19 protein-coding genes are annotated in these 23,384 nt (G+C 31.7%); 16 read left to right on the top strand and 3 right to left on the bottom strand.

The window, feature by feature from the left end; translation table 4 throughout:
* Positions 1-195: 195 nt before the first annotated feature.
* The 5 genes from SSABA_RS04155 to SSABA_RS04135 all read left to right on the top strand — a co-directional run bounded on the left by SSABA_RS04155 (position 196) and on the right by SSABA_RS04135 (position 5,155).
* On the top strand, positions 196-687 hold the full coding sequence (locus SSABA_RS04155) for a lipoprotein (protein WP_025251334.1): 492 nt from the start codon (positions 196-198) through the stop codon (positions 685-687).
* Between the two features lie 46 nt (positions 688-733).
* A complete protein-coding gene (locus tag SSABA_RS04150) occupies positions 734-2,656 on the top strand; it encodes a PTS transporter subunit EIIC (protein WP_025251333.1) in 1,923 nt (640 codons plus the stop codon).
* A 1-nt stretch (position 2,657) separates the two neighbouring features.
* Positions 2,658-3,026 carry a PTS transporter subunit EIIB gene (locus SSABA_RS04145; protein ID WP_025251332.1) on the top strand — a complete coding sequence of 123 codons (369 nt, stop codon included), beginning with the start codon at positions 2,658-2,660 and terminating at the stop codon, positions 3,024-3,026.
* Between the two features lie 172 nt (positions 3,027-3,198).
* Positions 3,199-3,555: a hypothetical protein gene (locus SSABA_RS04140; protein ID WP_025251331.1), complete on the top strand. Its 357-nt coding sequence runs from the start codon at positions 3,199-3,201 to the stop codon at positions 3,553-3,555.
* 1 nt (position 3,556) lies between these two features.
* Positions 3,557-5,155 carry a hypothetical protein gene (locus SSABA_RS04135; protein WP_025251330.1) on the top strand — a complete coding sequence of 533 codons (1,599 nt, stop codon included), beginning with the start codon at positions 3,557-3,559 and terminating at the stop codon, positions 5,153-5,155.
* Positions 5,156-5,196: 41 nt separating this feature from the next.
* Here SSABA_RS04135 and trpS read toward each other — a convergent pair whose 3' ends face one another.
* A complete protein-coding gene (gene trpS, locus SSABA_RS04130) occupies positions 5,197-6,207 on the bottom strand; it encodes a tryptophan--tRNA ligase (RefSeq protein WP_025251329.1) in 1,011 nt (336 codons plus the stop codon).
* 118 nt (positions 6,208-6,325) lie between these two features.
* Between trpS and SSABA_RS04125 the strand changes: the two genes are divergently transcribed.
* The 3 genes from SSABA_RS04125 to SSABA_RS04115 are packed head-to-tail and all read left to right on the top strand — an operon-like array spanning position 6,326 to position 8,291.
* Positions 6,326-7,114, top strand: a complete 789-nt coding sequence (locus SSABA_RS04125; protein ID WP_051464716.1) for a diacylglycerol kinase catalytic domain-containing protein — start codon at positions 6,326-6,328, stop codon at positions 7,112-7,114.
* Between the two features lies 1 nt (position 7,115).
* On the top strand, positions 7,116-7,496 hold the full coding sequence (locus SSABA_RS04120; RefSeq protein WP_025251327.1) for a hypothetical protein: 381 nt from the start codon (positions 7,116-7,118) through the stop codon (positions 7,494-7,496).
* Positions 7,497-7,544: 48 nt separating this feature from the next.
* A complete protein-coding gene (locus SSABA_RS04115; RefSeq protein WP_025251326.1) occupies positions 7,545-8,291 on the top strand; it encodes a hypothetical protein in 747 nt (248 codons plus the stop codon).
* A gap of 21 nt (positions 8,292-8,312) precedes the next feature.
* Here SSABA_RS04115 and SSABA_RS04110 read toward each other — a convergent pair whose 3' ends face one another.
* Positions 8,313-8,612 carry a rhodanese-like domain-containing protein gene (locus tag SSABA_RS04110; RefSeq protein ID WP_025251325.1) on the bottom strand — a complete coding sequence of 100 codons (300 nt, stop codon included), beginning with the start codon at positions 8,610-8,612 and terminating at the stop codon, positions 8,313-8,315.
* Between the two features lie 202 nt (positions 8,613-8,814).
* Here SSABA_RS04110 and SSABA_RS04105 point away from each other — a divergent pair, with 202 nt between their 5' ends.
* Positions 8,815-10,536 (top strand): ribonuclease J, encoded by a 1,722-nt coding sequence (locus SSABA_RS04105; RefSeq protein ID WP_038673686.1) that lies wholly within the window; start codon positions 8,815-8,817, stop codon positions 10,534-10,536.
* A gap of 29 nt (positions 10,537-10,565) precedes the next feature.
* On the opposite strand, the gene SSABA_RS04100 is transcribed toward SSABA_RS04105, so the two are convergent.
* Positions 10,566-11,030: a hypothetical protein gene (locus tag SSABA_RS04100; protein WP_025251324.1), complete on the bottom strand. Its 465-nt coding sequence runs from the start codon at positions 11,028-11,030 to the stop codon at positions 10,566-10,568.
* A gap of 158 nt (positions 11,031-11,188) precedes the next feature.
* Here SSABA_RS04100 and oppB point away from each other — a divergent pair, with 158 nt between their 5' ends.
* From oppB to SSABA_RS04065, 7 genes are all read left to right on the top strand, one after another.
* Positions 11,189-12,406, top strand: a complete 1,218-nt coding sequence (oppB, locus tag SSABA_RS04095) for an oligopeptide ABC transporter permease OppB (RefSeq protein ID WP_025251323.1) — start codon at positions 11,189-11,191, stop codon at positions 12,404-12,406.
* Between the two features lie 20 nt (positions 12,407-12,426).
* A complete protein-coding gene (gene oppC / locus SSABA_RS04090; protein ID WP_025251322.1) occupies positions 12,427-13,395 on the top strand; it encodes an oligopeptide ABC transporter permease OppC in 969 nt (322 codons plus the stop codon).
* A gap of 21 nt (positions 13,396-13,416) precedes the next feature.
* Entirely contained in the window at positions 13,417-15,114 is a 1,698-nt protein-coding gene (oppD, locus tag SSABA_RS04085; protein WP_025251321.1) for an oligopeptide ABC transporter ATP-binding protein OppD, read from the top strand.
* 3 nt (positions 15,115-15,117) lie between these two features.
* A complete protein-coding gene (oppF, locus tag SSABA_RS04080; protein WP_025251320.1) occupies positions 15,118-17,139 on the top strand; it encodes an oligopeptide ABC transporter ATP-binding protein OppF in 2,022 nt (673 codons plus the stop codon).
* Positions 17,140-17,255: 116 nt separating this feature from the next.
* Positions 17,256-19,475, top strand: a complete 2,220-nt coding sequence (locus SSABA_RS04075; RefSeq protein WP_025251319.1) for an ABC transporter substrate-binding protein — start codon at positions 17,256-17,258, stop codon at positions 19,473-19,475.
* The gene (locus tag SSABA_RS04070; protein WP_025251318.1) at positions 19,475-20,110 is read left to right on the top strand and encodes a hypothetical protein; all 636 of its coding nucleotides are present in this window, start codon (positions 19,475-19,477) and stop codon (positions 20,108-20,110) included. The genes SSABA_RS04075 and SSABA_RS04070 overlap by 1 nt, the downstream gene beginning before the upstream one ends.
* Before the next feature lie 160 nt (positions 20,111-20,270).
* On the top strand, positions 20,271-23,312 hold the full coding sequence (locus SSABA_RS04065) for a DNA translocase FtsK (protein ID WP_051464714.1): 3,042 nt from the start codon (positions 20,271-20,273) through the stop codon (positions 23,310-23,312).
* Positions 23,313-23,384 lie beyond the last annotated feature (72 nt).

Below are 23,384 nucleotides of genomic sequence, written 5' to 3'. Positions count from 1 at the left end.
AGTTTATAATTATAAAAAAATTAAAGTATGTTTATTTTCATAACCTACTTTAATTTTTTTTGGTCATTTAAATTATAAATTATAAAAAATAAAACAGAATTTTTTTCTTTAAAATAAAAAAAATGGAAAAAAACAAATAAATAATCTATAATAATTATGTACAAAAATTTGGGTACGGTGGAAAGGAGAATAAATTTGAAAAAGTTATTATTAATATTTTCGGGAATGTCAATCACTGCAACCGCGGCTTCTGCTGTAGTTGCATGTGACGCTAAAATTGCTTCATTTGATATGTATGCTTCTTCAATTAGATCAAGATTACCAGGTTGAAATCGCCAAGATCAGGACATCAGTCAATTTTACGATTCACCAGAAAATGGTTTTAGAGATGATATGCCAGTTGAAACTTTTATTAATGCAGTTTTGGCTGTTACAAAAGATACAGTAAAAGGTTCTACTGAAAAAAATGATTTTACAATGGAAATTGTTGGAAGCGATGATGAATCAAAGTGAGATGATGCTAAATTAATTTATAATTCAGACACTCCAGCAACAGAAACAACTTTTACAACTAAGTGAGTTAGGGTTTCTTTTGAAGCAGTTAAAGGAAGTAAATTGTGAAGAGGAAACGGCTCATTTATGGTCAAAATTATACCAAATACCGAAGTTGACCAAGGGTCAAATTAAATTAACAATTATAAAGTAACCAAAAAATAAAATTAGGAGAGACCATATGGCAAACGACAAAAATGTTAGCACGCAAGTAGTTGACAAAGAACTTTTGAAACAACAACGTCAAGCCAAAAGAGCTGAAAAAAAAGCCGCTTTCGCTAATACAAAATTTGGAAAAAATTGAAACCAATTTAAAGGTGCCAGTTTTTCCAAATTACAAAATTTAGCGCGAGTAATTGTCTTCCCGATTGCGGTTTTACCAATTGCTGGACTATTTCTAGGAATTGGGGGGGGATTCTCAGCTGCAGCCGTTTCAGGAAACTGAGGCGATGGCTGAGTTAACTTCTTTAATATAATGAAATCAATCGGGGATGTAGTATTTGCTTGTCTTGGAGTATTATTTTGTACATCGGTTGCTTTTGGATTTGCAAAACAATCTAAAGGTGTAGCCGCTGTATCAGCCTTCATTGCATATGTTGTTATGTCAGCAACAATGATGGCATTATTTTTACCAACAACCAACACTGCAGGTGATGCGGTTGTACAATTTGATCCATGAAAACTGGCAGGTGATAATGGATTAATTAGTGTGGGAACAAACAAAGGAATGCTAAAAAGTGTTCTTGGAATTTCTCCAACACTAGACTTATCAGTATTGGGAGGAATTGTGGTCGGTTGATTAATGTCAATCGTTCATAATAAAACTTATAATATCAAAGTACCAAGAGTTTTAGGATTCTTTGGAGGAGAAAAATTTGTTCCAATTGCTGGATTCTTTTTAGGAGTTATATCAGGAATTGCGTTGTTTTTTATCTGACCAGGATTCTTACAATTACTTTATTTAATTGGAACTGGATTGGGTTCTCTTATGGGAGTTGGGGGACAAGAAGAATATTCAAGAACAGCTGGAGCATTAGTTGCAATGTTTTTTGGAATTACTGAACGTCTATTAATTCCAATGGGATTACACCACGTACAATATACTCCATTCTGATATACTTCAGCTGGAGGAGAATGATTAACCCCAGTTATTGATGCAAATAATGTTATTACTGGATGAACAATGACATCAGGGGCTTACCCAATCTTCTTTGAACAAATGAAATGAATGGGTGGAAACGGATGAGAAATGACTGATGAAGCATATCGAATTCTAGAAGCCAACGATGTTTGATTTAAAAACTTTTCAGATCAATTAATCCAAGTGGGTGATACTTGAAAAATTGCCTTTAACCGCACTACAAATGAGGTTGGAACAATGTTTATGTCTGGAAGGTTTGCATTTATGCAATATGGATATCCATTTGGGGCCGCAGCAATGATAATGCTTTCAAAACCAGAAAATCGTAAACAAAGTTCAGGAATTTTAATTTCTGCAGCCGCAACAAGTTTCTTAACTGGAATTACAGAACCAATTCTATTCTCATTCCTATTTGTTGCTCCAATGCTTTATTTATTTGATGCATTTATGGCAGGAATTAGTTTCATGATGGCATACTTATTAAACGTTACTGTTGGTCAAGGGTTTGCCGCAGGATTTATTGATTGAATCTTCTTCGGAGTTATTCCTGGATTCTCATCTGGGGTTGCAACTCAAGGAGCTCCAGGATACACAATCTTTGGTGCCTGAGCTGGAAGAACTGGAGCATTATGAATCCCAATTTATGGTTTAGCCATTATGTCCCCAGCCTACTTCTTCGGATTCTGAGCAATTATAAAAGCTAAAGATTATAAAACACCAGGTCGTGAAGAAGTTGGTGAAGAGAGTGTTGCAACTCAAGCTTTAAAAGCATCACTTGCAAAAGGAACCAAAGCTGAAAGCCAAACAGCTGAAAAACTTTTGAAAGCACTTGGTGGAAAAGCGAATATTATAGATATAGATCATAACAAAACAGAACTTATTATTGAAGTTAAAGATGCTAGCAAAGTTTCTGAGGGAGTTGTAAAGACAACCGGTTCAAAAGCAATGAAAGTGGAGGGGTAACATGCCAAAAATTTACATAAAATACGATGACCCAAAGAAAATTCACGATCAGTTGAATGAACTATTAAACGAAAAATCTAGCTCTAAAAAAACCGCTTCAAAAGCAGATCAAATTGATGGATATGATATTTCTTTATTAAGAAACATTTTAGATGGTTTAGGGGGCGATGAAAATATTGCGTTATTAGATAACTGTGCCACTCGTTTACGAGTGACGGTTAAAGATTCCAGTCTAGTGAATGAAGCCCTACTAAAAACTACTAAAGCACTTGGAGTTAAGGTGGCAGGAACCGGAGTTCAAGTGATTTATGGACCATATATTTCATCACTAAAACCTGCAATTGAAAAATTGTGAGTAAATCATAATTAAAAAGTATTAACTTTAAAATATTTATAAAAGCCGAATTTTTTAAAACAATCTTGTTCTGAAAAAATCGGTTTTTTATTCATTGAACAAGGCTCGCGAGTCAACTAGAAATTTCTTCAATCAAACATTGAATTTGACAATAAAAACTATAAAATTTAAGTAGAGGTATATTATTATGGCAAAATTAACAGACGGACAGGTAGTTTTTGACAAAATAGATTTTGATGCGGGATGAGAAAATGCTATTGTACTTGCAAATGTAAGCCCCGAAGAAATGAAAATGTGTTATATTTGTAAATTTCATATAGTGAAATCAAGTCGGGTGGCAAAAGCAAATCCAGACCTATTAGATTGAACTGTAGATTTAATAAATATGAAAAAATTGGATTTTAGTCCAGAAAACTTAATTGCCGTACATTATGGTTGTCTAACTTTGCGTTCAAAGCTAGATGCTAAAAAAATAATTAACCGAATTAAAAAGGGTCATTGAGAATATGACTTTGAATTTTATAAGAGTCAAGGAGAAAAATAAAATGAAGAAATTACTGGCAACCTTGGCAGCTATCTCGTTGCTAACAACAACCACTACCACGATCTCTTGTCAAACAATTACAACAGGGGATTCACTAGAAAATAACCCAAATTTAGACCACGAAAATATGGTTCGCCAATATCAAAATGATATTGATAATTTGTTTTATGAAAAAGGAATAAATTCTTTATTGAGTAACTTTGCCATTTTTTCAGATGAACAAGATCAACAATTTCAATTTTTAAAATTTGATGTTTTGGATTCAATTTTACAAGAAAACCAAAACCATAAGTTTACAAAAGATGAAATGGATTTGTTTAATAAAGATTTAAGTTCGATGATTCCTATGGAAAGCATTAATAGTTATGTAAGGGACAACATAAATGTTTTAATTCAGTACCGCCAGCTAATTTCTGAACCAGAAAAAACAAAATTAACTTTTTTGGCAACTAATCTACAAGTCACCAGTAATACTTCAAGTACTATAGCTCTTGAATATGATTTATTTTTAAATTTTGAATACGATGAAGGTTCTTCAAGAAACTCAATTGGCTCATCAATTGAGTATAAACAAAGCCTTGTTGTTACAAATAACTTAGATGTTGCAAACTCAATTAATAGCAAAATTTTAGAAATTAGAAATGAACTATTAGACTATAACAAAAATCAGTTTGCAAGCAATAGCACCGACCCAAATAGCAATTATTGACTTCTAAATGAAGACAATTCAAGTTTTAAAAAATCATTAATCAATAGGTTGCAAATTACAAATGACGATTTTGAAGTTAGTATAGATAATTTTGATTACTTAAATATTTTTCAAAGAGTTTTTTTAAATTATAAACAGCGTGAACAATTAAACAAAACCTTATCTAAAAAAAATTTGACAGGTGAAGAAATCATGGAATTCTATCATGAAATTGCAAGCCAAGGTGGAAACAAAATTATGGATTTTGAAAAATTTGAAGCCAAGGTTAACAATAATTTCAATCAATTCAATGATATTAATACGTCAATTAGTTTAAATAACAATTCAACAATTGGTTTTGGACGTTTCGCCATTAAAAATGCAAAAATTCAATTGCAAAATTCTGAAATCGTTGTTCCCCAAATGCGCAGTCTTTATCAACAAGAAACTAAAGAAACAAACAGTGATACTTACTTTCAAAAGTTATTGAGTGCAGTTGCTAAATTTATGAACAACTTGAATAAGGATCAAGGCCAAGATGGCAGTTTCATGGCTTTAAATAAACCCGATAAAATACAATTCGATGGTAATTATAAATATGAGGAAATTTTTGAACCAATTCTAAATGAGGCTGCCTTTGAAGAAGAAAATGGTAATAAAATTTACTTTCTAGATGAATTTGGTTTGCGACCATCATTTAATCTTCACCAATTGACTTTGGGCCAAAATAAAGATTTTTATGTAAATAACGAAGGTTATATCTATGCTCTCCAAGGAGGAAAAATAGCAAACGAGCTTGACTGAGGTTTAAAAATATTTATGTCAACCAATTATGATAGCACTACCTCGCTACAATTAATCAGAGACAACTTACCTCAAAAAAATCAAATTAGCCAGTTTTATTTTAAATAAAAAATGGGTCAGCGAAATGCTGACCCATTTAAAATTTAAAATTATTTTTTATAATTCAAGCCTGTACTTCAAAGAACTTTTTTTAATTTTTTTTGAGCAATTATTTGAGCTTTTTTAGCTCCTTGTTGCAATCACATTTCAACTTCTTGAGAATTCAAAAGCTGATTATATTTTTTTTGGATCCCTTCTAAAAGATTAACAACAACATCACCAACCGCATTTTTAAATTCACCGTAATTTTTATTGGCAAACATAACTTCAATTTCAGCAATTGTTGTTTTTGTGATGCAACTATAAATTGTCATTAAGTTGCTTACCCCGGGTTTATTTTCCATGTCAAAACGAACCAGATTCTCACTATCAGTAATGGCTGCCTTTATTTTATTTCTAACCTGATTTAAATCATCTAATAACCCAATATATGATTTAGGGTTAGTGGCTGATTTTGACATTTTTTTTGAAGGATCTTGCAGGTCCATAATTTTTGCCCCAGTTTCTTTAATTATTGGTTCAGGAACAACAAAAAGTTCACCAAACTTATTGTTCATTCTCTCGGCAATATTTCTAGCTAATTCAATATGTTGCTTTTGATCTTTTCCGACAGGAACCGCTTGAGCATCATATAAAAGAATATCTGCTGCCATTAAAGTTGGGTACATTAGTAGACCAGTTGGAATAAAGTTTGTACCATTATCAGAACGTACTTTAGTGGATTTGTCTTTAAATTGGGTCATACGCTCTAACTCTCCAATGGTTGTGTGGCAAGATAGAATTCAAGCTAAATTTGTAACTTCTAAAATATCACTTTGTAAAAAAACGGTTGCCTTGTTGGGGTCTAGGCCGCAAGCAAAATATAAGGCAACCATACTTTTGATATTTTCTTTAAGTGTTTTGGCTTCAATTGGCAAGACGATGGCATGTAAATTTGCAATAAACACCATCATCTCATAATCATCTTGCAACTCCACAAATTGTTGCATTGCACCCAAGTAATTACCAAGTGTTAATTTACCCGTGCTAGTTATTCCTGATATTAAACGTTTTTGACTCATAATCACTCTACTCCTGCTCCTAATAATAAAATTATAAATTATTTTTGTTTAATATTCTAAAATTCAATCATTTATTTAGGAAATTTTTGTTAAAATATAAAAAATGAGGGATTCTCGTATGATGAAATATGCAATTATAAAAAATGATTACCAAAATAGCATTGCTCTTGAAGATAAATTAAGAAAGCAATATTTAGTAAATGGCTGGGTTGAAGACGAAAATAATCCTGATTTTGTTTTTATAATTGGTGGTGATGGCACTTTTTTGCAAGCGGTTCAAAGATATAATCAAATAATCGGACAGGTCTCTTTTGTTCCTTTTAAAAATGGGGGAATCGGCTTTTACACAAATCATAATCGCATTGGGGATGAAAAAAAAATTATTCAAGCAATTGTTGATAATAAATATTCTGTTCACCACTTTGACTTATTAGATGTAAGATTTGATAAAAAAATTTATTACGCCGCTAACGAGGTTAAGATTATTAATGAGAAAAAAGCTATTTTTACAGACGTTTATATTGGAACTGACTTTTTAGAAACTTTTCATGGAACAGGAATTGCTTTAGCAACAGCTAATGGAACAACTGGTTATCTAAAATCTACTGGAGGTAGTGTGATTATGGCTGACTTAAATTTAATGGAGTTTCAAGAAATCTTTCCGGTAAATTCTAATATTTATCGCAGTGTCAATGCACCATTAATTTTGGGACCAAATGATATTGTCACGCTAAAGGGTGAAATCAACCAGCAAGTTTTAGTGATTGATACATTAGAATATCCGTTGATAAATCCTCAAGTTGAAATTCAAGTTTCTTCAAAAAAAATTCAAGTTGTCACTTGCTCTTCAATTAACCCCTCAAAAGTTGCCTTAATTAGAGATATCTTTGTAAAGGACCAGAAATAAAATGTTAATAGTTTGATTGATAATTTTAATTGTTGGGGTAGTAATAGGGATTTGGACACTGCTTTATTTTGTAATTAAGCGCTCATATCATACAAAATATTTAAAAAAAGGCGGTACTGTATTGGATAGCCGTAATGCCTTTACATATAAAAATATTATTGCATCAATTGGAGGCCTTGAAAATATTCGAGATATAAATTCCGATGGTCCGGTTTGTGTATTGGAATTATTATCTGTTGGACTCATTGATGAGAAATGAGCCCAAAATCTAGGATTGAAACTTTCTATTAATGATAGCAATGTACGATTAGAAGTCAAAGGTTTTAATTTTAAAACCTTTGTCTTAAAAACTCAAAGAGCTATAAAAAGCATTTCAAGTTAAAGAATTATTTAAATAAAAAGTATATAATATATTTAAAGAGGTGATTATATGAAAAAACTACTATCTTTCATAGGAACAACAGCTTTAATTACAAGTGTCTCAGGACCGGTAGCTGCTTGTGGATTTGGAATTCCAAATACAGGCAATCCAAACCCTAATCCAAACCCCAACCCCAACCCGGATGAACCAGGAATTTCGTTTCCAAAACCAGAAATTCCTTCGATTCCAAATTTTCAAGAGCCACAATTACCTTACGATGATGAAGATTTAACAATAACACCAGATGGTGAAGCTTTCGCGAGTTTTAAAGATCCAACAAAAGATCCAGAATTTATTGAACCAAGCAAAGATACGATTAAGGCATTGAAAGAATTTGTTGATGGATGAGAAGAATATTTGCAATCTGATGAGTACCAAAAATTGATTCAAAGAACGCTTGATGCAATTTATGAGAAATCGGGCTACAACCCAGAGATAATTACAAAAAAAGAAGCTAAAGATTCTACAAGCATGAATAAGTACCATTACTTGTATCGAAGTAGCAAAGTAATGCAAAAACATATAAAGTTAGAGTTTGATTTATTAGTTTACAAGGCGCTTTACTTCAATCACCAGTATATAGTTAACCTTGATGGTATTAATGAAAATCTAGAATTTATAAATGAGTTTAAAGATATTCTACAACAGATCCACAATTACGAATCTGAATTACAAATTTGAGCTAATAATACTAAAAAATATATTAAAGAAACAATTGTAAATCATATCGACCCAATTCAATTATTCAAAAAATAGCTATGTATTTCAAATACGTAGCTATTTTACTTTTCTATAGTAGTTGTAAATGCCCCCATCAAGAACGTAAGCATTTAGATACCCCTGATTTTCTAAAAAATCCGCCGCTTGACCGCTGCGGTTCCCAGCATTGCAAACAGTTATGATGACTTCGTTTTTATCTTTAAAATAGTAATCAAAGTTATCAATTAAATCGCTAACATAAATGTTCTCCGCCCAATCAAATTTTAGAAGTGTTTTAACCTCCATTGTCGTTCTAACATCTATTGTTCTAACTTTATTTTTTATTTGTAAATAATCTTGTAGTGAAATTGATTTCATAAATACCCACTTTCTTTAATATTTTATCGCAATAAAAATTTTTAAGTAAGAATTAAACAATTTTTATGAATTACACTAAAATGAGATATAATATAGAAAACTAGGGTCTAAATTGATAGTTAATGAAAAATAATTAAAAAAATATAATCGTTTTAAAAATTTTAATTGTTTGACTACAAGTTTTATAATAGAGGAGAATAAAATGACACAAATAAATTTCATGGCACTCGGCGGTCAAGATGAGAGAGGAAAAAACCTTTTTATTGTTGAGGTTAACGAAGAATTATTTATTTTCGATTCAGGAATAAAGTTTCCAGAAAAGGGTATCTTGGGAATTGACATTGTAATTCCGAATTTGGAATTTTTAAAAAATAACAAACACCGAGTAAAAGGGGTATTTATTTCTAATCCCGCAGCATACAATGCTGGTTCAATAAATTATATTTTGCGAGAGGTTGATGCTCCAGTTTATTGTAATGAGCTAACAACCTTGGTATTGAAATATAAAACTCAAAAACTAAGATTAAAAAATCGTGAAAATAATTTTAAAATTGTTAAAGATAAGGAAATTTTAAAAATTGGCTCACTTCAAGTTGAGGTATTTCGTACCACTTCAAGTTTCCCAGAGTCTTTTGGGTTTGCAATTCAAACTGATTTAGGATCGATTGTTTATATAGGTGATTATATAATGGACGGAAAAGAACAATCTTATTTCTCAACAGATTTACAGCACCTAAATAGCATTTCAGAAAAAGGAGTTCTAGCCTTAATAAGTGATGCAGAATGTGCTTCACGACACTCTTACACGGTTCCAAATCACAAAATTGAAGCAAAAATCGCTGGGCCTATGAAAGAAAAAGCTCGATTAATTATTGGTATTTTTGAAGAAGATATTTTTAAATTCTCAGAAATTGCCCGCGAAGCAATTAAAAATAATCGTAAAATGGCGATTTATGGACGCTCACTTGCAACAATTTTAGAATCTCAATTAATAAAAGATAAAATGAATATTTCCGAGGACAATATTTTTTCAATCAATGAATTTATGGAATCGGAAAATGGAATCTTATTAGTAACAGGAACGGGAGACTTGCTATATTCACGCTTGGCAAAAATTGCTACTGGGAATGACACAACCATTGAATTTACCGAAAAAGATATTATCATTTTAGCGACTCCCCCAGCTCCAGGAGTTGAAATGCGTCATGCTCAAATTTTAGACGAATTAGCCCGCACGAATGCGAGATTGATTGTTCTAAGTGAAAAAAATATATGAGCAATGCACGCCAGTTATGAGGACATTAAACTTATGACAAGGATTATGAAACCCCAATACTTCATTCCCGTAAAAGCTCTGTATAAAGATTTTTTAGAGGCTGAGAAAGCCGCTATTGAAGCAGGAGTAAAACCAGAGAATGTTGGTTTAATTGATAATGGTCAAATATTGACAATCACCCCATCCAAGAAATTAATTGTTTCAAAAGAGACAATTAAAGTTGGCGACATCTACGTTGATGGCACTGGAATTGGTGATATTGGTGCTGTGGTTTTAAATGAACGAAAACAATTAGCAACAGACGGAGTTATTATTATTGGTGCTAATTTAATTGAAAAGGATAAAGAATTAACCAGTTTGATTGATATACAAATGCGTGGAGTTATTTATATAAATGAAGATAACCCAATTTTTAAATCAATGCAAAAAAATGTTGTAGATATTCTTGAAAAAGCTCAAAGTGAATTTAAAACTAATCCTAATGCATTTGATTTAAACAACATTAAACGAGAAATTATTTCAAAAACAAAGAGCCTTGTTAAGCAAGACACCGGCAAACAGCCAATCGTTTTAGTAATTATTAATGAAATTGATGGATCAATATTTGAACCAAGAAAATATAGTCGTCCTAAAGTCGAGAATAATTAAAAAAGTTAGTTGTAAAAAACTAACTTTTTTTATAAAAGAAATGCAAAGCCTCCAGCGACTACTTGAATAATGACAAATATTAAAATTAATTTGCGAATTTTTACAATTAACGCTTCATCATCTGTCATTGTTGGCAAGTATCTTCTTCGAGCATCATTATAGTAATTTGCCGCTTGTCGATTTTTGACTCACCCCAAGACTAATCAAATAATTAGTCCTAGAACTATTAAAATCGTTGTCATTGTTGAGGCGAAGTATTTTCCAGGTAATGCAAAAACATCGACTAAAAATGCAATTGCAACAAACACTAAGGAGCAAACAATTGTTCCAAGGATTTCGATTCAATTCAAAGACTTTGCTAATTTATAATTGCTTTTTCGATCATGACTGTCGGAGCTATTATATGTCTCATCAATTACAGCGGTGACTTCCTTTTTGTGGATTTCCTTTTGGTCTTTTCTAAGCTGTTTGAGAGTTGATGGTTTTTTCTTCATTTCTATCACCTAATTTCATTTTTTATTGAAAATTGTTTCACATATAATTTATTATATGTTATATTAATAAATATATGTAAATATATGTGGAATTTATTCCCTAAAATCTAATATATGTAATTTATAAGTAAAAATAATATCGGGAACGGGGTAAAGCAATGGAAGAAAAAAAGAAAATTGAGTTTGACCTTCAGTCGGAGGATTTTTCACTTGATGACCAAGTGCAAGATACCCGATCTTCACGTTGAACAAAGTTTAAATTTACAATCGCTGCTGCGAATCATAATACAAATGAATTTTGAGCTAAATTTCCTTTAATTGGGTACTCTTTACGTAGAATATTTTTTGCAATTATTACGCTACTTTTAGCGGTTTCAGCAGTTTTTATACTATTACGATTACAAACCCCAGATGAAGTTTACTTGGGAAATATTGATTATAACAAGTTAGGGATTTCATATGGAGACCCGGAATACTACCGTTTGTTAGCGATGCGAAAAGCAATGTTTAAGGTTGATGGACCGATTTTAAGACAATTATTTCACTACATCATAAATATTATCCCTTTTATTCCAAAAACAATTATTATTAATGGTTATGCTGATGTTACATCAACAGGAGAAATTGTTTTACTTGGAGATAAAGTTATTAAGTGATTTTATTTAGGTGAAGTGTTTTCAACCGGGGTTTCTGAACCAGGAAAAACTGTAACAAGTGTTTTTGCCGAAGCAATTCCGTATTCATTTGCCTTTGGAGTGGTTGCAATGACAATCTCTTATGGATTGGGTGTGCCTTTAGGAATAATGTCAGCCAAAAATAAAGAGAGAGCCATTGATAAATCTGTTAATACTACAAGTATTGTTTTCACAGCAATTCCACCCGTGGTTTTTGTCGTTGGAATTTATTTAATATCAATTAATGTTTTTGGGGCTCATGGTTTGTTTAGCTCAGGAACTTTTGACACAAAATTTTGGCCAACATTTGCAATTGTCTTAATGATTATGCCACCAATCATCATTTCAACAAGACGTTATGTAATTGATGAGATGACAGCAGATTATACAAAATTTGCACTCTCAAAAGGGATGACAAAAACTTATGTCTTCAACATTCATATCTTTAGAAATGCTGGAATAAGAATTTTCAGAACAATGCCAGCAGCTTTTGTAGGAACAATATTTGGTTCAAGTATCTTTACAGAACAAAACTGATCAATTCCAGGGATGAGTAAATTTATTGTTTCTGGGGTTGCTTCCAAAGATTCCTTTGTGGTTATGGGATACATCGTTTTTTCAGCGGCAGTAGGAATTGTAACAACCCTAATAGCGGATATTTTAATGGCAACATTAGATCCAAGAGTAAAATTAACTAAATAGTTAAAAAAGGAGGTACGAAAATGAAAGACTCGCAATTAGATAACGATATATTTGATATTTCAGCAATAGATCAAAATTTATTTGAAATTGTTGGACCTCAAAGCGAAGAAAACGAGCGAATTTCTACAAAGCCATACAGTTATTGAAAAACAGTCGGCTCGATTTTGTGTAAAAATTGAACTTTTATTATTTGTACAGCACTTTTATTTTTAATAATAATTCTAGCTGCAATTGTACCAATCGGTAAAATTGCCGTTCCCAAACCAGGTGATATCACTTGGGATGTTACCCAAAAAAATCCTTCATGAGATCACTTGTTTGGTCTAGGAATTCAGGGAGAGGATTTTTGAGATAAGATTTGAATTGGAACTCGAACAACTTTAATTTTTGCTGTAACGATTTCGCTAATTCAAATTATTTTAGGAGTACTAATTGGTTCAATCTGGGGATACTACCGTCGCCTTGACATCTTATTTATTGAGATTACTCGATTTTTAAGTTTGGTGCCAACTTTGATATTATGATTAATAATTATTTTCTCCTTTGGTCAATCATGGGCTGTCATCGTTTTTGCAGTTTCTATTGTTAGTTGAATATCAATGGCAGAAATTATTAGGGTTCAAATTATTTTGGTTAAAAATACAGAATATAATATTGCCTCAAGAACATTGGCAACACCTGGATATAAAATTATTGGAAGAAATATAATGCCAAAAATTTTGCCAATTATAATTCAAACAGCTTCATTTTCAATCCCAGGGGCCATTGCAATTGATTCTACTTTAAATTATTTTAACTTTGGATTTATCCAAGGTCGAGAAAATACTTCACTAGGTAAAATTCTAAATGAGGTTTTGGCAAATAGTGCCTGACAAGACTTCCCGCACTTAATAATCATTCCAGTAGGAATGATTGCTGGAATATCAATAATTATATTTTTAGTTGGGAGAGTATTTGCAGACTCACTAGACCCTAAAAATCACCGCTAATATAAGAAAGGAAATATTACAATGGAAAAAATTATTTCAATTAAAGATTTAATAGTTAAATTCCGTGTTCGTTCACGAACTTTAACGGCAATTCGTAATGTTTCTTTTGACATTTATGATGGAGAAACAGTAGCTATTGTTGGGGAATCGGGTAGCGGTAAATCGGTAATGACAAAAACTCTAACAAATATGCTAGAGGAAAACGGTTGAGTAAGTAATGGCTCAATTACATATTTCCCAAGTGCACGTTCAGTGGAATCCGGAAATGCCTATTTTACTGAAGAGACAGATTTACTAGACTTCCATAAAAAACTTTTGGAAAAAAGCACTCGTAAAGGGATTATAAGACAAAACAAAAAGACAATTAAGGAAAAATCAACACTGATAGAAAAAATTAATGCTTTGGATCCTAAGGTTGTTGAGGAAAAACTGCGAGTTTTAAATGAAAGTTTGCAAAATAATAAGACTAAATATGAGTTTGCCAAGTCAAATCGTGGAATTAGCAAAGCAATTCCAATAATTGAGGCAATAGAGCTTTATGAAGATATTTTAAAAACAGCCGTTGATGCAAAATACAAAACTTCAAAATTGGAAAACCTGTCTTCTCAAATAGAAACAGCCCAAATTGAGATTGAAAAATTTCGTGTTCCAAGTTTAATACAACGCTTAAAACTCTCAAAAAATATTAAGATTATCAAAAAATATTCGCAAAATCCTGAATTGGTTGAAGCAAAAGACTTTGAAACTATTAACAAGTACTTTACCAATAAATCTCATTTGAGTGAATTTGAAGCCCAACTTCAAGTAATTAATAATCAAATGGTTGAAAAATTACCTATAAACCAAAAGACTTTAAATAACTTGCTAATTGATTGGAAATGTATTTACCAACCAAGTTTTTTAACTCAAAAAAAAGCGAATAAAGAAATAACCAAACTTCGTGGAGCAACAATAGCTACCATCTTTCAAGATCCAATGACAAGTTTAAACCCGCTACTACCGGTTGGTTTTCAAATCACAGAAGTTTTAAAAAAGCATCATAACATGTCTCGCCATGAAGCTAAAGAAGAAGCGATTGCTCTCTTGGGCAAAGTTGGTATTCCTAATCCAGAAAAAAGGTATAAAGATATTCCGGGAAGATATTCTGGGGGAATGAGACAAAGAGTTGTAATCGCAATTGCGTTAGCTTGTCGTCCAAAAATTTTAATTTGTGATGAGCCAACAACAGCACTGGATGTAACAATTCAGTCGCAAATTTTAAATTTAATTAAAGATTTACAAAAAGAATATGGCTTTACAACAATTTTTATTACCCATGATTTAGGTGTCGTCGCTAATATTGCTGACCGAGTTGCTGTTATGTATGCTGGGCAAATTATTGAGCACGGAAGTGTTGATGATATTTTCTTTAACCCACAGCATCCATATACTTGATCGCTACTGTCATCGCTGCCACAATTGGGAGTAAAAGGTGAAGAATTGTTTTCAATTCCTGGAACACCACCATCACTTTTCTCAAATATTAAAGGAGATGCATTTGCGCCAAGAAACCAATATGCAATGAAAGTTGACTATCTATATGAACCACCAATGTTTAAGGTTAGTGAAACTCATTATGCAAAAACCTGATTATTAGACCCAAGGTCTCCTAAAGTAAAACGACCAAAGCAGTTAGATATATTATCACAAGCTGTTAGCGATGCAAAGGTTGGTGATTAGAATATGAAAATAAACGAAAAAGAACCTTTTATTATGGTTCGTGACCTTGAAGTTCAATTTAGAGCTAAAGGAAAAGTTTTTAAAGCTATTAAAGGAGTCAACTTTGATGTTCTAAAAGGGGAAACTCTCGGTCTTGTTGGAGAATCTGGAAGTGGAAAAACTACAATTGGTCGAGCGCTAATGGGAATTCAACCAATTCACGACGGAACAGTTTATTTAGAAAATAATGTGATTGGTGGTAAGTTGCCAAACCTTAATTTTATGAATAAAAAAATTCTTGATAAAATTAGTGACATGACTTTAAATATAAATGCTTCCATTGTAGCTTTAAATAATTATATAAAATCTGCTAAAATAACATATTATAAATATGTAGAAAATAAAAATTATAACCCAAAAACTAATGAATTAGTTGAGTTTACCAAAAATGATTTCACTCTAAATGATAATACTAATTTTTATAAAAAAATTAGTACCAACGATTGATCTGCAAAGCAATTCGAATTAGTAAAATCGCTAATTCACTCAAATTTAAAATCGTTAATAAGCGTTATTAATTTACAAAAACGTCTAATTCGTTTTGTTGATAATTTAAGTTCTTACATTCCAGAAATCGACCCTAAAATCGAAAAATCAATTTTGAAAAAACAAAACGAAACAATGGATTTGGTTTTACAAACTAAGAAGTTAAATAATCAAATTTATGAAAATATCTTAAAAATTGAAGTTATTCGCAAAAAGTTCCGTCGAAAAGAATATAAGTCATTAGTTGATTTCTTTAATGATATTTTTAGAATTTTAAAAGATGTTACATTGGGTTGTCGCAAGTCTTCTAAAATATTTTTGACAATTTCAGATAATCATAAAATGAATGTTGCGCTTTCAAGTTGCAAAAAAAATCGTCAAAAGCAAATCCAATATTATGAATCTTTAACATCGGTCAATAAAACTGAATTTGTTACAGAATTAGAAAAAAGACTGACAAAGCTTGATGGTGAAGTTGAAATGTCAAAAGATAGTAAAGCCATTAATGAGATTTACCAAAAAACACTTAATGAAATCACCAACTTAGAAACTGATACTATTAATGAAATAAGATTGGTTGAAATATATCGTCGATTATTAAATAATGACGAAGTACCAACAATTCAGTTAGAAGCAATCCACGAATTACTAGAGTTTCTAAAGTTACCAGCAATTGATGATGTCATTAAACAATCAAAGTTTTTCGTTTTACAAACTGCAAAATCTCGCCGAGAACTTAAAAAAAGAATGCAAATGATTTTTCAAGATCCCGCAGCATCATTAAATGATCGTATGGCAGTTGGTCAAATTATTGGAGAAGGCCTTGAAAATTTCCCAGAACTTTATAAAAATGATGAAAGTCGAAATGCTTATGTTGAATTTTATAATAGCAATTTAAAAGAAGGGCAAGAAGCTTTGACAATTGATAAAGTTAAAGATAATGATGTAAAACAATTTCTAATTATTTCTTTATTAAAAGAGGTAGGATTGCTTTCAGAACATCTATCGCGATATCCTCATGAATTCTCGGGAGGTCAAAGACAAAGAATCGGAATCGCTCGAGCACTTGTTATGCATCCCGAATTTGTTGTCGCCGATGAGCCAATTTCAGCACTTGACGTTTCAATTAGAGCCCAAGTCTTGAACTTACTAAAACAATTTCAAGATAAATTTAATTTAACCTATATTTTTGTAGCTCATGATTTATCTGTTGTTCGTTTTATTGCTGATAGAATTGCAGTAATTTATCATGGAGAAATTGTTGAACTAGCAGAGGCAAACGAATTGTTTAACAACCCAATGCATCCATATACTAAATCACTATTGACGGCAATTCCATTACCGGATCCAAAACAAGAAAAGAAAAAAATTCATATTGATTATAATCCAGAAGAAGTTCATGCAGATTACATCTTTGATGTTCCAGAATTTGTTGAAATTACCCCAGGTCATTTTGTTCTAGCTAATTCTCGTGAATTTAATCAATTAATTAATAAATAACCAAACTTTAATAGTTTGGTTATTTTATTAATTAACATCGTGATTTTATGGACTTATTCAAAAAAAACACTTATAATGATTTAATATAGCAATTTACAAAAAAAGGGGGCAAAAATATGTTAAAAACTAGACTAAAATTTCTAGCAGCAATATCCGCTGTTTCACTTGCAAGTAGTAGTGTTGTTAGTTGTGGTATAACCGCTCAGCGATTAATGACCCGATTAAATGATGTTAATACTTTTAAATTTACATACTTATACCCTTTAACAAGCTGATCAACTGGTATAACTATGCAAGCAGAAGACGGAAGATACTTAAATAATTTACAAGGGACTCTAATGACAAACGACCAGTTTGGAAGGATAGTAGGAGACTTAATCGATGATTCAAAAATTGAATCAAATTCAGATAGCACAAGTTGGGATTTTGAATTTAAAGAAGGTGCTTATTGATTTGATGCTTTTGGAAATAAACAACGCCAGATAGTTGGTCAAGACATGTTAAATACTGCCTTTTACGTTTTAAATAATCGTAGTATTTCAGAAACTTCTGGGCTTTGAGAAACTTTTGTTAAGGGAGCAACTGAACTTAAGGAAAAATTGAACGGGATAAAGGGACCAGATGGAAACTTCATTGTCCAACCAGCAACTCCAGAAGAGCGCGAAGTCCTTATGAAGTCTTTTGAAGGAATTAAATTATATGATGACAATCCAAGAAAATTTACATTTAATTTAGCAAAGGGAGTACCTTATTTTAAAACAGTTATTACTTATACTGCATTTAGTCCACTTCCCGATAAAGCGATTGATGAAAATAATCCTCGTGAATCATATTATAATTACGGAAAAAATTGAAGAGTGCCGTGATACTCAGGGGCCTACCTAGTTAAAAACTACGAGCCTACTTCACAAATTGCTTTAGAAAAGAATCAAAATTACGTAAATTCTTCAGACGTTCATATTAATCGATTAGAATACACTTACTTAAAAAATGCTGATGTTAGTCGAAATCGAATTTTATTTGAATCAGGAGATTCCAGCGAGGCTATCATTGCTCCAAATGATTCAGCTGGATGAAATAAATACGTAGGAAAAGACGCTGCAAATCCAATTTTCGAAGGAGCAACTAGTCAAGTATCTCCAGATCCAACAACATTTAACTTTACAATGAATTTGGCAAATGTTGATCAAAGTGATATGGCTAAAAAAGCAAATCTAGCAATTACTACAAAATCTGTGAGAGCCTTACTTTCTAACTTTCTAAACCGAAGCCTTTATGCTAAATTTTACTCAGATGCTCTTGATTCTGATGAAACTTCATCATTTTTAAGAAATGTTTATACAGCGAGAAGATTTGTTCTAGAAGATGACGGAACAGATTACGCTAGTTATGTTGAAAAAACTTATCAAGAAAACGTTATTGAAAACAAAGTGAATAGTGGTAGCACTTCAAAATCAGCCGCTGACTTACTGGCTGATGGAAGTGATGCTTTACAAAAAAATGACCAAAACTTAAGAGCAAGTTTTAATTATTCAGACCCACAAGAAAATGTGACTTTAGAAACACTTTTTCCAAAAGTTAAAAAAGATTTATCAAAAGTTGGTTTAAATGAAAGAGTTAAGATTCCAGTATTAATGAATGGAAATTTATCAACCACAGCAAATATTTATTTAGAAAATATGATAGATACTTTTAACTCATTAAAAGATAACCCAATTGAAATAGTTAAAAATATTACTGTTGATGTTACAGAATACCAAACCCAATTAAAAAAAGGTAGTTGAAATTTAGCAGTTTCAGGTTGATCACCAGATTATTCTGACCCTTCAACTTATTTAAATACTTATGCAATTGGTGGAGATTTACAAGGTTATACAGGAACCCAAAGACTAGCTAAATTTAATTATGAGGGTGACAAAATAAGTGAAGACTTTGAGTTTAACAAGGAGTTTAGCTATTTATCAAATAGCCAAGAAGCAATTGAAACAGTCAAAAATTATATAAGTTATACAAACAAGGTTAGTGCCGCAGATAAAATAACTGATAATTTAAAAAATCGTTATAAAGCCTTTTCAGAAGCTGAATTTGATTTAATTTATCGTGATTATCTACTAATTCCGTTGTATGTTCCAAATGGTAGTTACCAAGTTAAGTTAACTTATGTAAAACCATTTACTCAACCTTTAACACCATATGGAGGTTCAAAGTACCGCTTTAATTACGTTGAGTTGACCCCGTTCTTATTAACAAAACGTGAGCGCGATATTTTAGCAATTCGTTTTGAAGAACAAAAAAGATTAATTAATGAAAATTTAAACAGAAAGGCTTTTAAATAATGAAAAAAATTTTAATAGCACTTGCTAGTTTTAGCTTAGTTACCACAACAGCAACAACAGTTAGCTGTGGTTCTAATACTCATAATCGCGATTTTGAGAAAACAAATTTACAGATTTTTACGGCTTCAGAGTTCTCTAAAATTGGTATTTTGAATCCCCCAGAAAAAATAACACAAGAAGTATTTGAAGACATGGTAGGAAGAGCTTTTGAAAGTGATAATTCTGAACTAGATATTAGTAAAGATTTTATTTTTAAATATTTTGATGATGAACACAAAGAAATTGATTATGTTGATAAAAATATTTTAGATACTGTTAATTTTCAAGTTATTGCAACACAAACTAGTGAAAACTTCGAGTCACAAACCGAAATTATCAAAACAACTTTAGTTAGTGACGAACTACAGCCACTAAGCAAAGTTGTCAAGCAAACTTTTTTAAGGGAGTTTGATCCAGTTGATGAAATTACAATATTAAAGCAAATCAAAAGATTTAACAATCATATTTTAACTTCAAATTTGCGAGTTATTGGTCAAGTTGATACAGAAAATAAAATAATCAAGGTTAATGGTATTGAAGACGGAAGACACTATAAATTTGATGAAGCAGATGTAATTGAATTCACTTATATATAGAAACAAAATAAATATCCTAAGGTTTTGTATGATTTTTAGGAATTTATTTTTTGTTTTTTGGTATTTTTTAAAAATTTATATATTATTAAAAACCGCTTTTAATAAGCATAAAATTATATTAAAATAAACATAATAAATATTTATAAGGGTAGGGCAGATTATGAAAGACTTGGAGCGCGAGCAAGCGTTTGATCATCAAAATGATGACCGAACAAGAGCATTTAATGTTTATAAAAAGCAGCGTCGTGGTGATTCGGTTGGTTGAATCATCGGGGCATTGCTACTTTTCTTTTTCAATATTGTTTCAATTGCTCGTTTAACAATTGTTGGTCAATTTTTTGATGATGTTTTATTTACTTTACCATTTGGTTGGTTTAAATATGTAATTTATTTGGTCTTCTTTATTGTTGATATCTCAATTTATTTTGGAATTAAATATAAATTTAAAACTCGATTTTTATTAATGATTGGTGCAACAATAATCGTATCATGTTGATTGATCTCAGCCATTTTATTAATAGTTGCCTGAGGTTCAGATTCAAAACTATTTGTTATCGATAGTTATTGGTCTAAAAATATGGTAAGTGATGTAATGGGAAGTTATTTTAGAAATTGAAAAGAAAATTCAATTTTTTCAGACACAGCTACAAACTCCAATCCTTGATTAATTTCTCCACCCGAAAGTTACTTTACAATGTGAGCTGGAGGGGGAATCTTTGGAAACCTTTTAGCAGCATTAGCAGGATTTACAACAATATTTGGTGGTTTAATAATAGCAATTTTCGCGTTTTTTATAACAATGGTTTGAATATTTACCGGAGATCCTTTATTTTTATTTAAACCTAAAGCAAAACGCAGAGGAAGAAGCTTGCGAATTTTAAAATTGCAGGGAACAGCAGCTGTAAAGCCAAAATCAAGAGGGCGATATGTCAATACGCTAGATTTTAATCCCAACAATGACTTTAATGACCGAATGGTGCTAGAATCAATTAAAGAAAGTGACGTTACGATAGAATTACCAAGTTTTCGTCGCCATCGTCAAGAAGATTTATACCAAAATCATCGTCAAGATTTTTATAATACACAACTTGACTTTTCTCAAACTGATGAAATTTCACCTCATCATCAATTAGACGATGATAAATTTTTGCAAAAAGGAGCAAGAGGATATCGACAAATTCAAGAACAAGAGCCCAATTATTATGATCAAAGTTATCAAAATTTTCAAAACCGCTTGGTCCCAAATAGAAATCTTCAATCAGATTTAGATAAGCCCAAATATAAAATTCCTGATGAGAATCCACCATTGCGCGATAATTATTATGAAACCCGCCGCCAAAAGGATAATCTTTATGAAATTCCACAGTCAGGTATTTATGGTAATATTTCAACAAATCAAGCAAGAGCTATTTTTGAAAAAGAAACTCAGGTTACACCTTTTGGAGCAAATGGTAAAACTGTTGAGTTTTTTGGCAATAAAAATAATGATGATAAAGAGCCAAGGCTTTCACCAAGTCAAGAAAATCGCATGGAGGAAGTTAATTTTAATAAACCTCGTCAATCAACATTAGATGAATTTATTTCATCTGAAAAAATTGAACGCCAAAATTACCAAGAGGCTCTTGCAAAACAAAATCAAGTTCGTGGGCCAATGGCCGAAATTGCGGCGCAACGAAATAATACAAGAGTAATAGGTAGCAATTTTTTAAATAATTCATTAATGCACCCAAATAAAATAGAAGTTGATAAAAATAAAAAAGTCAAAAAAGAAATTTATGTAAACAAAGGATATAAAATCCCGCCAATTTCATTATTAGATGAGCACAATACAAGCTTAGAGGATTTGCGTCGAAATGAGGCGATGGCGCACGCTAAAGCAGAGGCAATAAATAATGCTCTTGCGCAGTTTAATGTAAGTGCAAAAGTTGTTAATATGAATATTGGTCCAACAGTTACTAAATTTGAGCTTCAACCAGCCCCAGGAACAAAAGTAAATAGCATCATATCTTTGGAAAATGACTTAAAACTAGCCCTAGCAAGTCAAAACGTGCGCCTAGAAGCGCCAATCCAGGGAAAAGCTCTTGTAGGGATTGAATTAGCCAACGAGGTAGCCAGTTTAGTTCGTTTACGAAGTGTAATTGAAAAAACCCCAATTCAGAAAATGAATTCAAAGTTAATGTTTGCAATTGGAAAAAATGTTACAGGAGAGTTATTGTTTGCGGAATTAGACAAAATGCCGCACTTACTAGTTGCAGGTTCAACAGGTAGTGGTAAATCGGTAATGATAAACACAATTATCACTTCGATATTGTTGCGAAGCAAGCCGCATGAGGTTAAATTTTTAATGATTGATCCCAAAAAAGTAGAATTACAAATTTATTCTAACCTTCCTCATTTGTTAGCTCCAGTAATCAATGATATGCGCGAAGCAAATAATGCACTGAAAAAAGTAATAAATGAAATGGAAAGAAGATACAGTCTGTTTACAGAAATTGGTGCTAAAAATATAGAAGGTTATAATGCAAAAGTTACTGAAGAAAAAAGTCGACTTCCATTTTATGTAATTGTTATTGACGAGCTAGCGGATTTAATGATGACAGCAAACAAAAAAGATGTTGAAGATAGCATTATGAGACTAACACAAATGGCTCGCGCTGCTGGAATCCATTTAATCGTTGCAACACAGAGGCCATCAACGGATGTTTTAACAGGAGTAATTAAGTCAAATATTCCAACAAGAATTGCTTTTGCAGTTTCGTCTGGAATTGATTCACGAACAATTCTGGACTCTACAGGGGCAGAAAAATTAATTGGTCGTGGTGATCTTCTTTATATGCCACCTGGAAGCTCAAACTTAATTCGTGCCCAAGGGGCTTTTCTAAGTGATTTAGAAATTGAAAGAGTTGTTGAGTTTGCCTCAAATCAACAAGAACAAGTTTTTGATGAAGATTTTATCAGCAACGATGATAATCAAGATACATTTGCAATTGGTGGATCAAATGATGAACTCTATGACGAAATTAAGGATTTTGTGATTCAAATTCAAAAGGCATCAACATCATTGATTCAACGTCGCTTTAGTATCGGTTATAATAGGGCGGCTAAAATTATTGATGATTTAGAAATCAACGGGATTATAGGGCCGCAAAATGGTTCAAAACCACGAGAGGTCTTTATTATGAACGAGGATTATTATAATTAAAAAACCTGACCTTTCATTCAGGTTTTTTAATTTTGACGTCCAAATCTTCATAATTTTCTAGAAAAAAATTTA

It is taken from the genome of Spiroplasma sabaudiense Ar-1343 (assembly GCF_000565215.1).
GTDB classification, from domain to species: Bacteria; Bacillota_I; Bacilli_A; order Mycoplasmatales; family Mycoplasmataceae; genus Spiroplasma_B; species Spiroplasma_B sabaudiense.
Note: the sequence above shows the minus strand (reverse complement) of the source record. Positions and strands in the feature narration are given on the sequence as shown.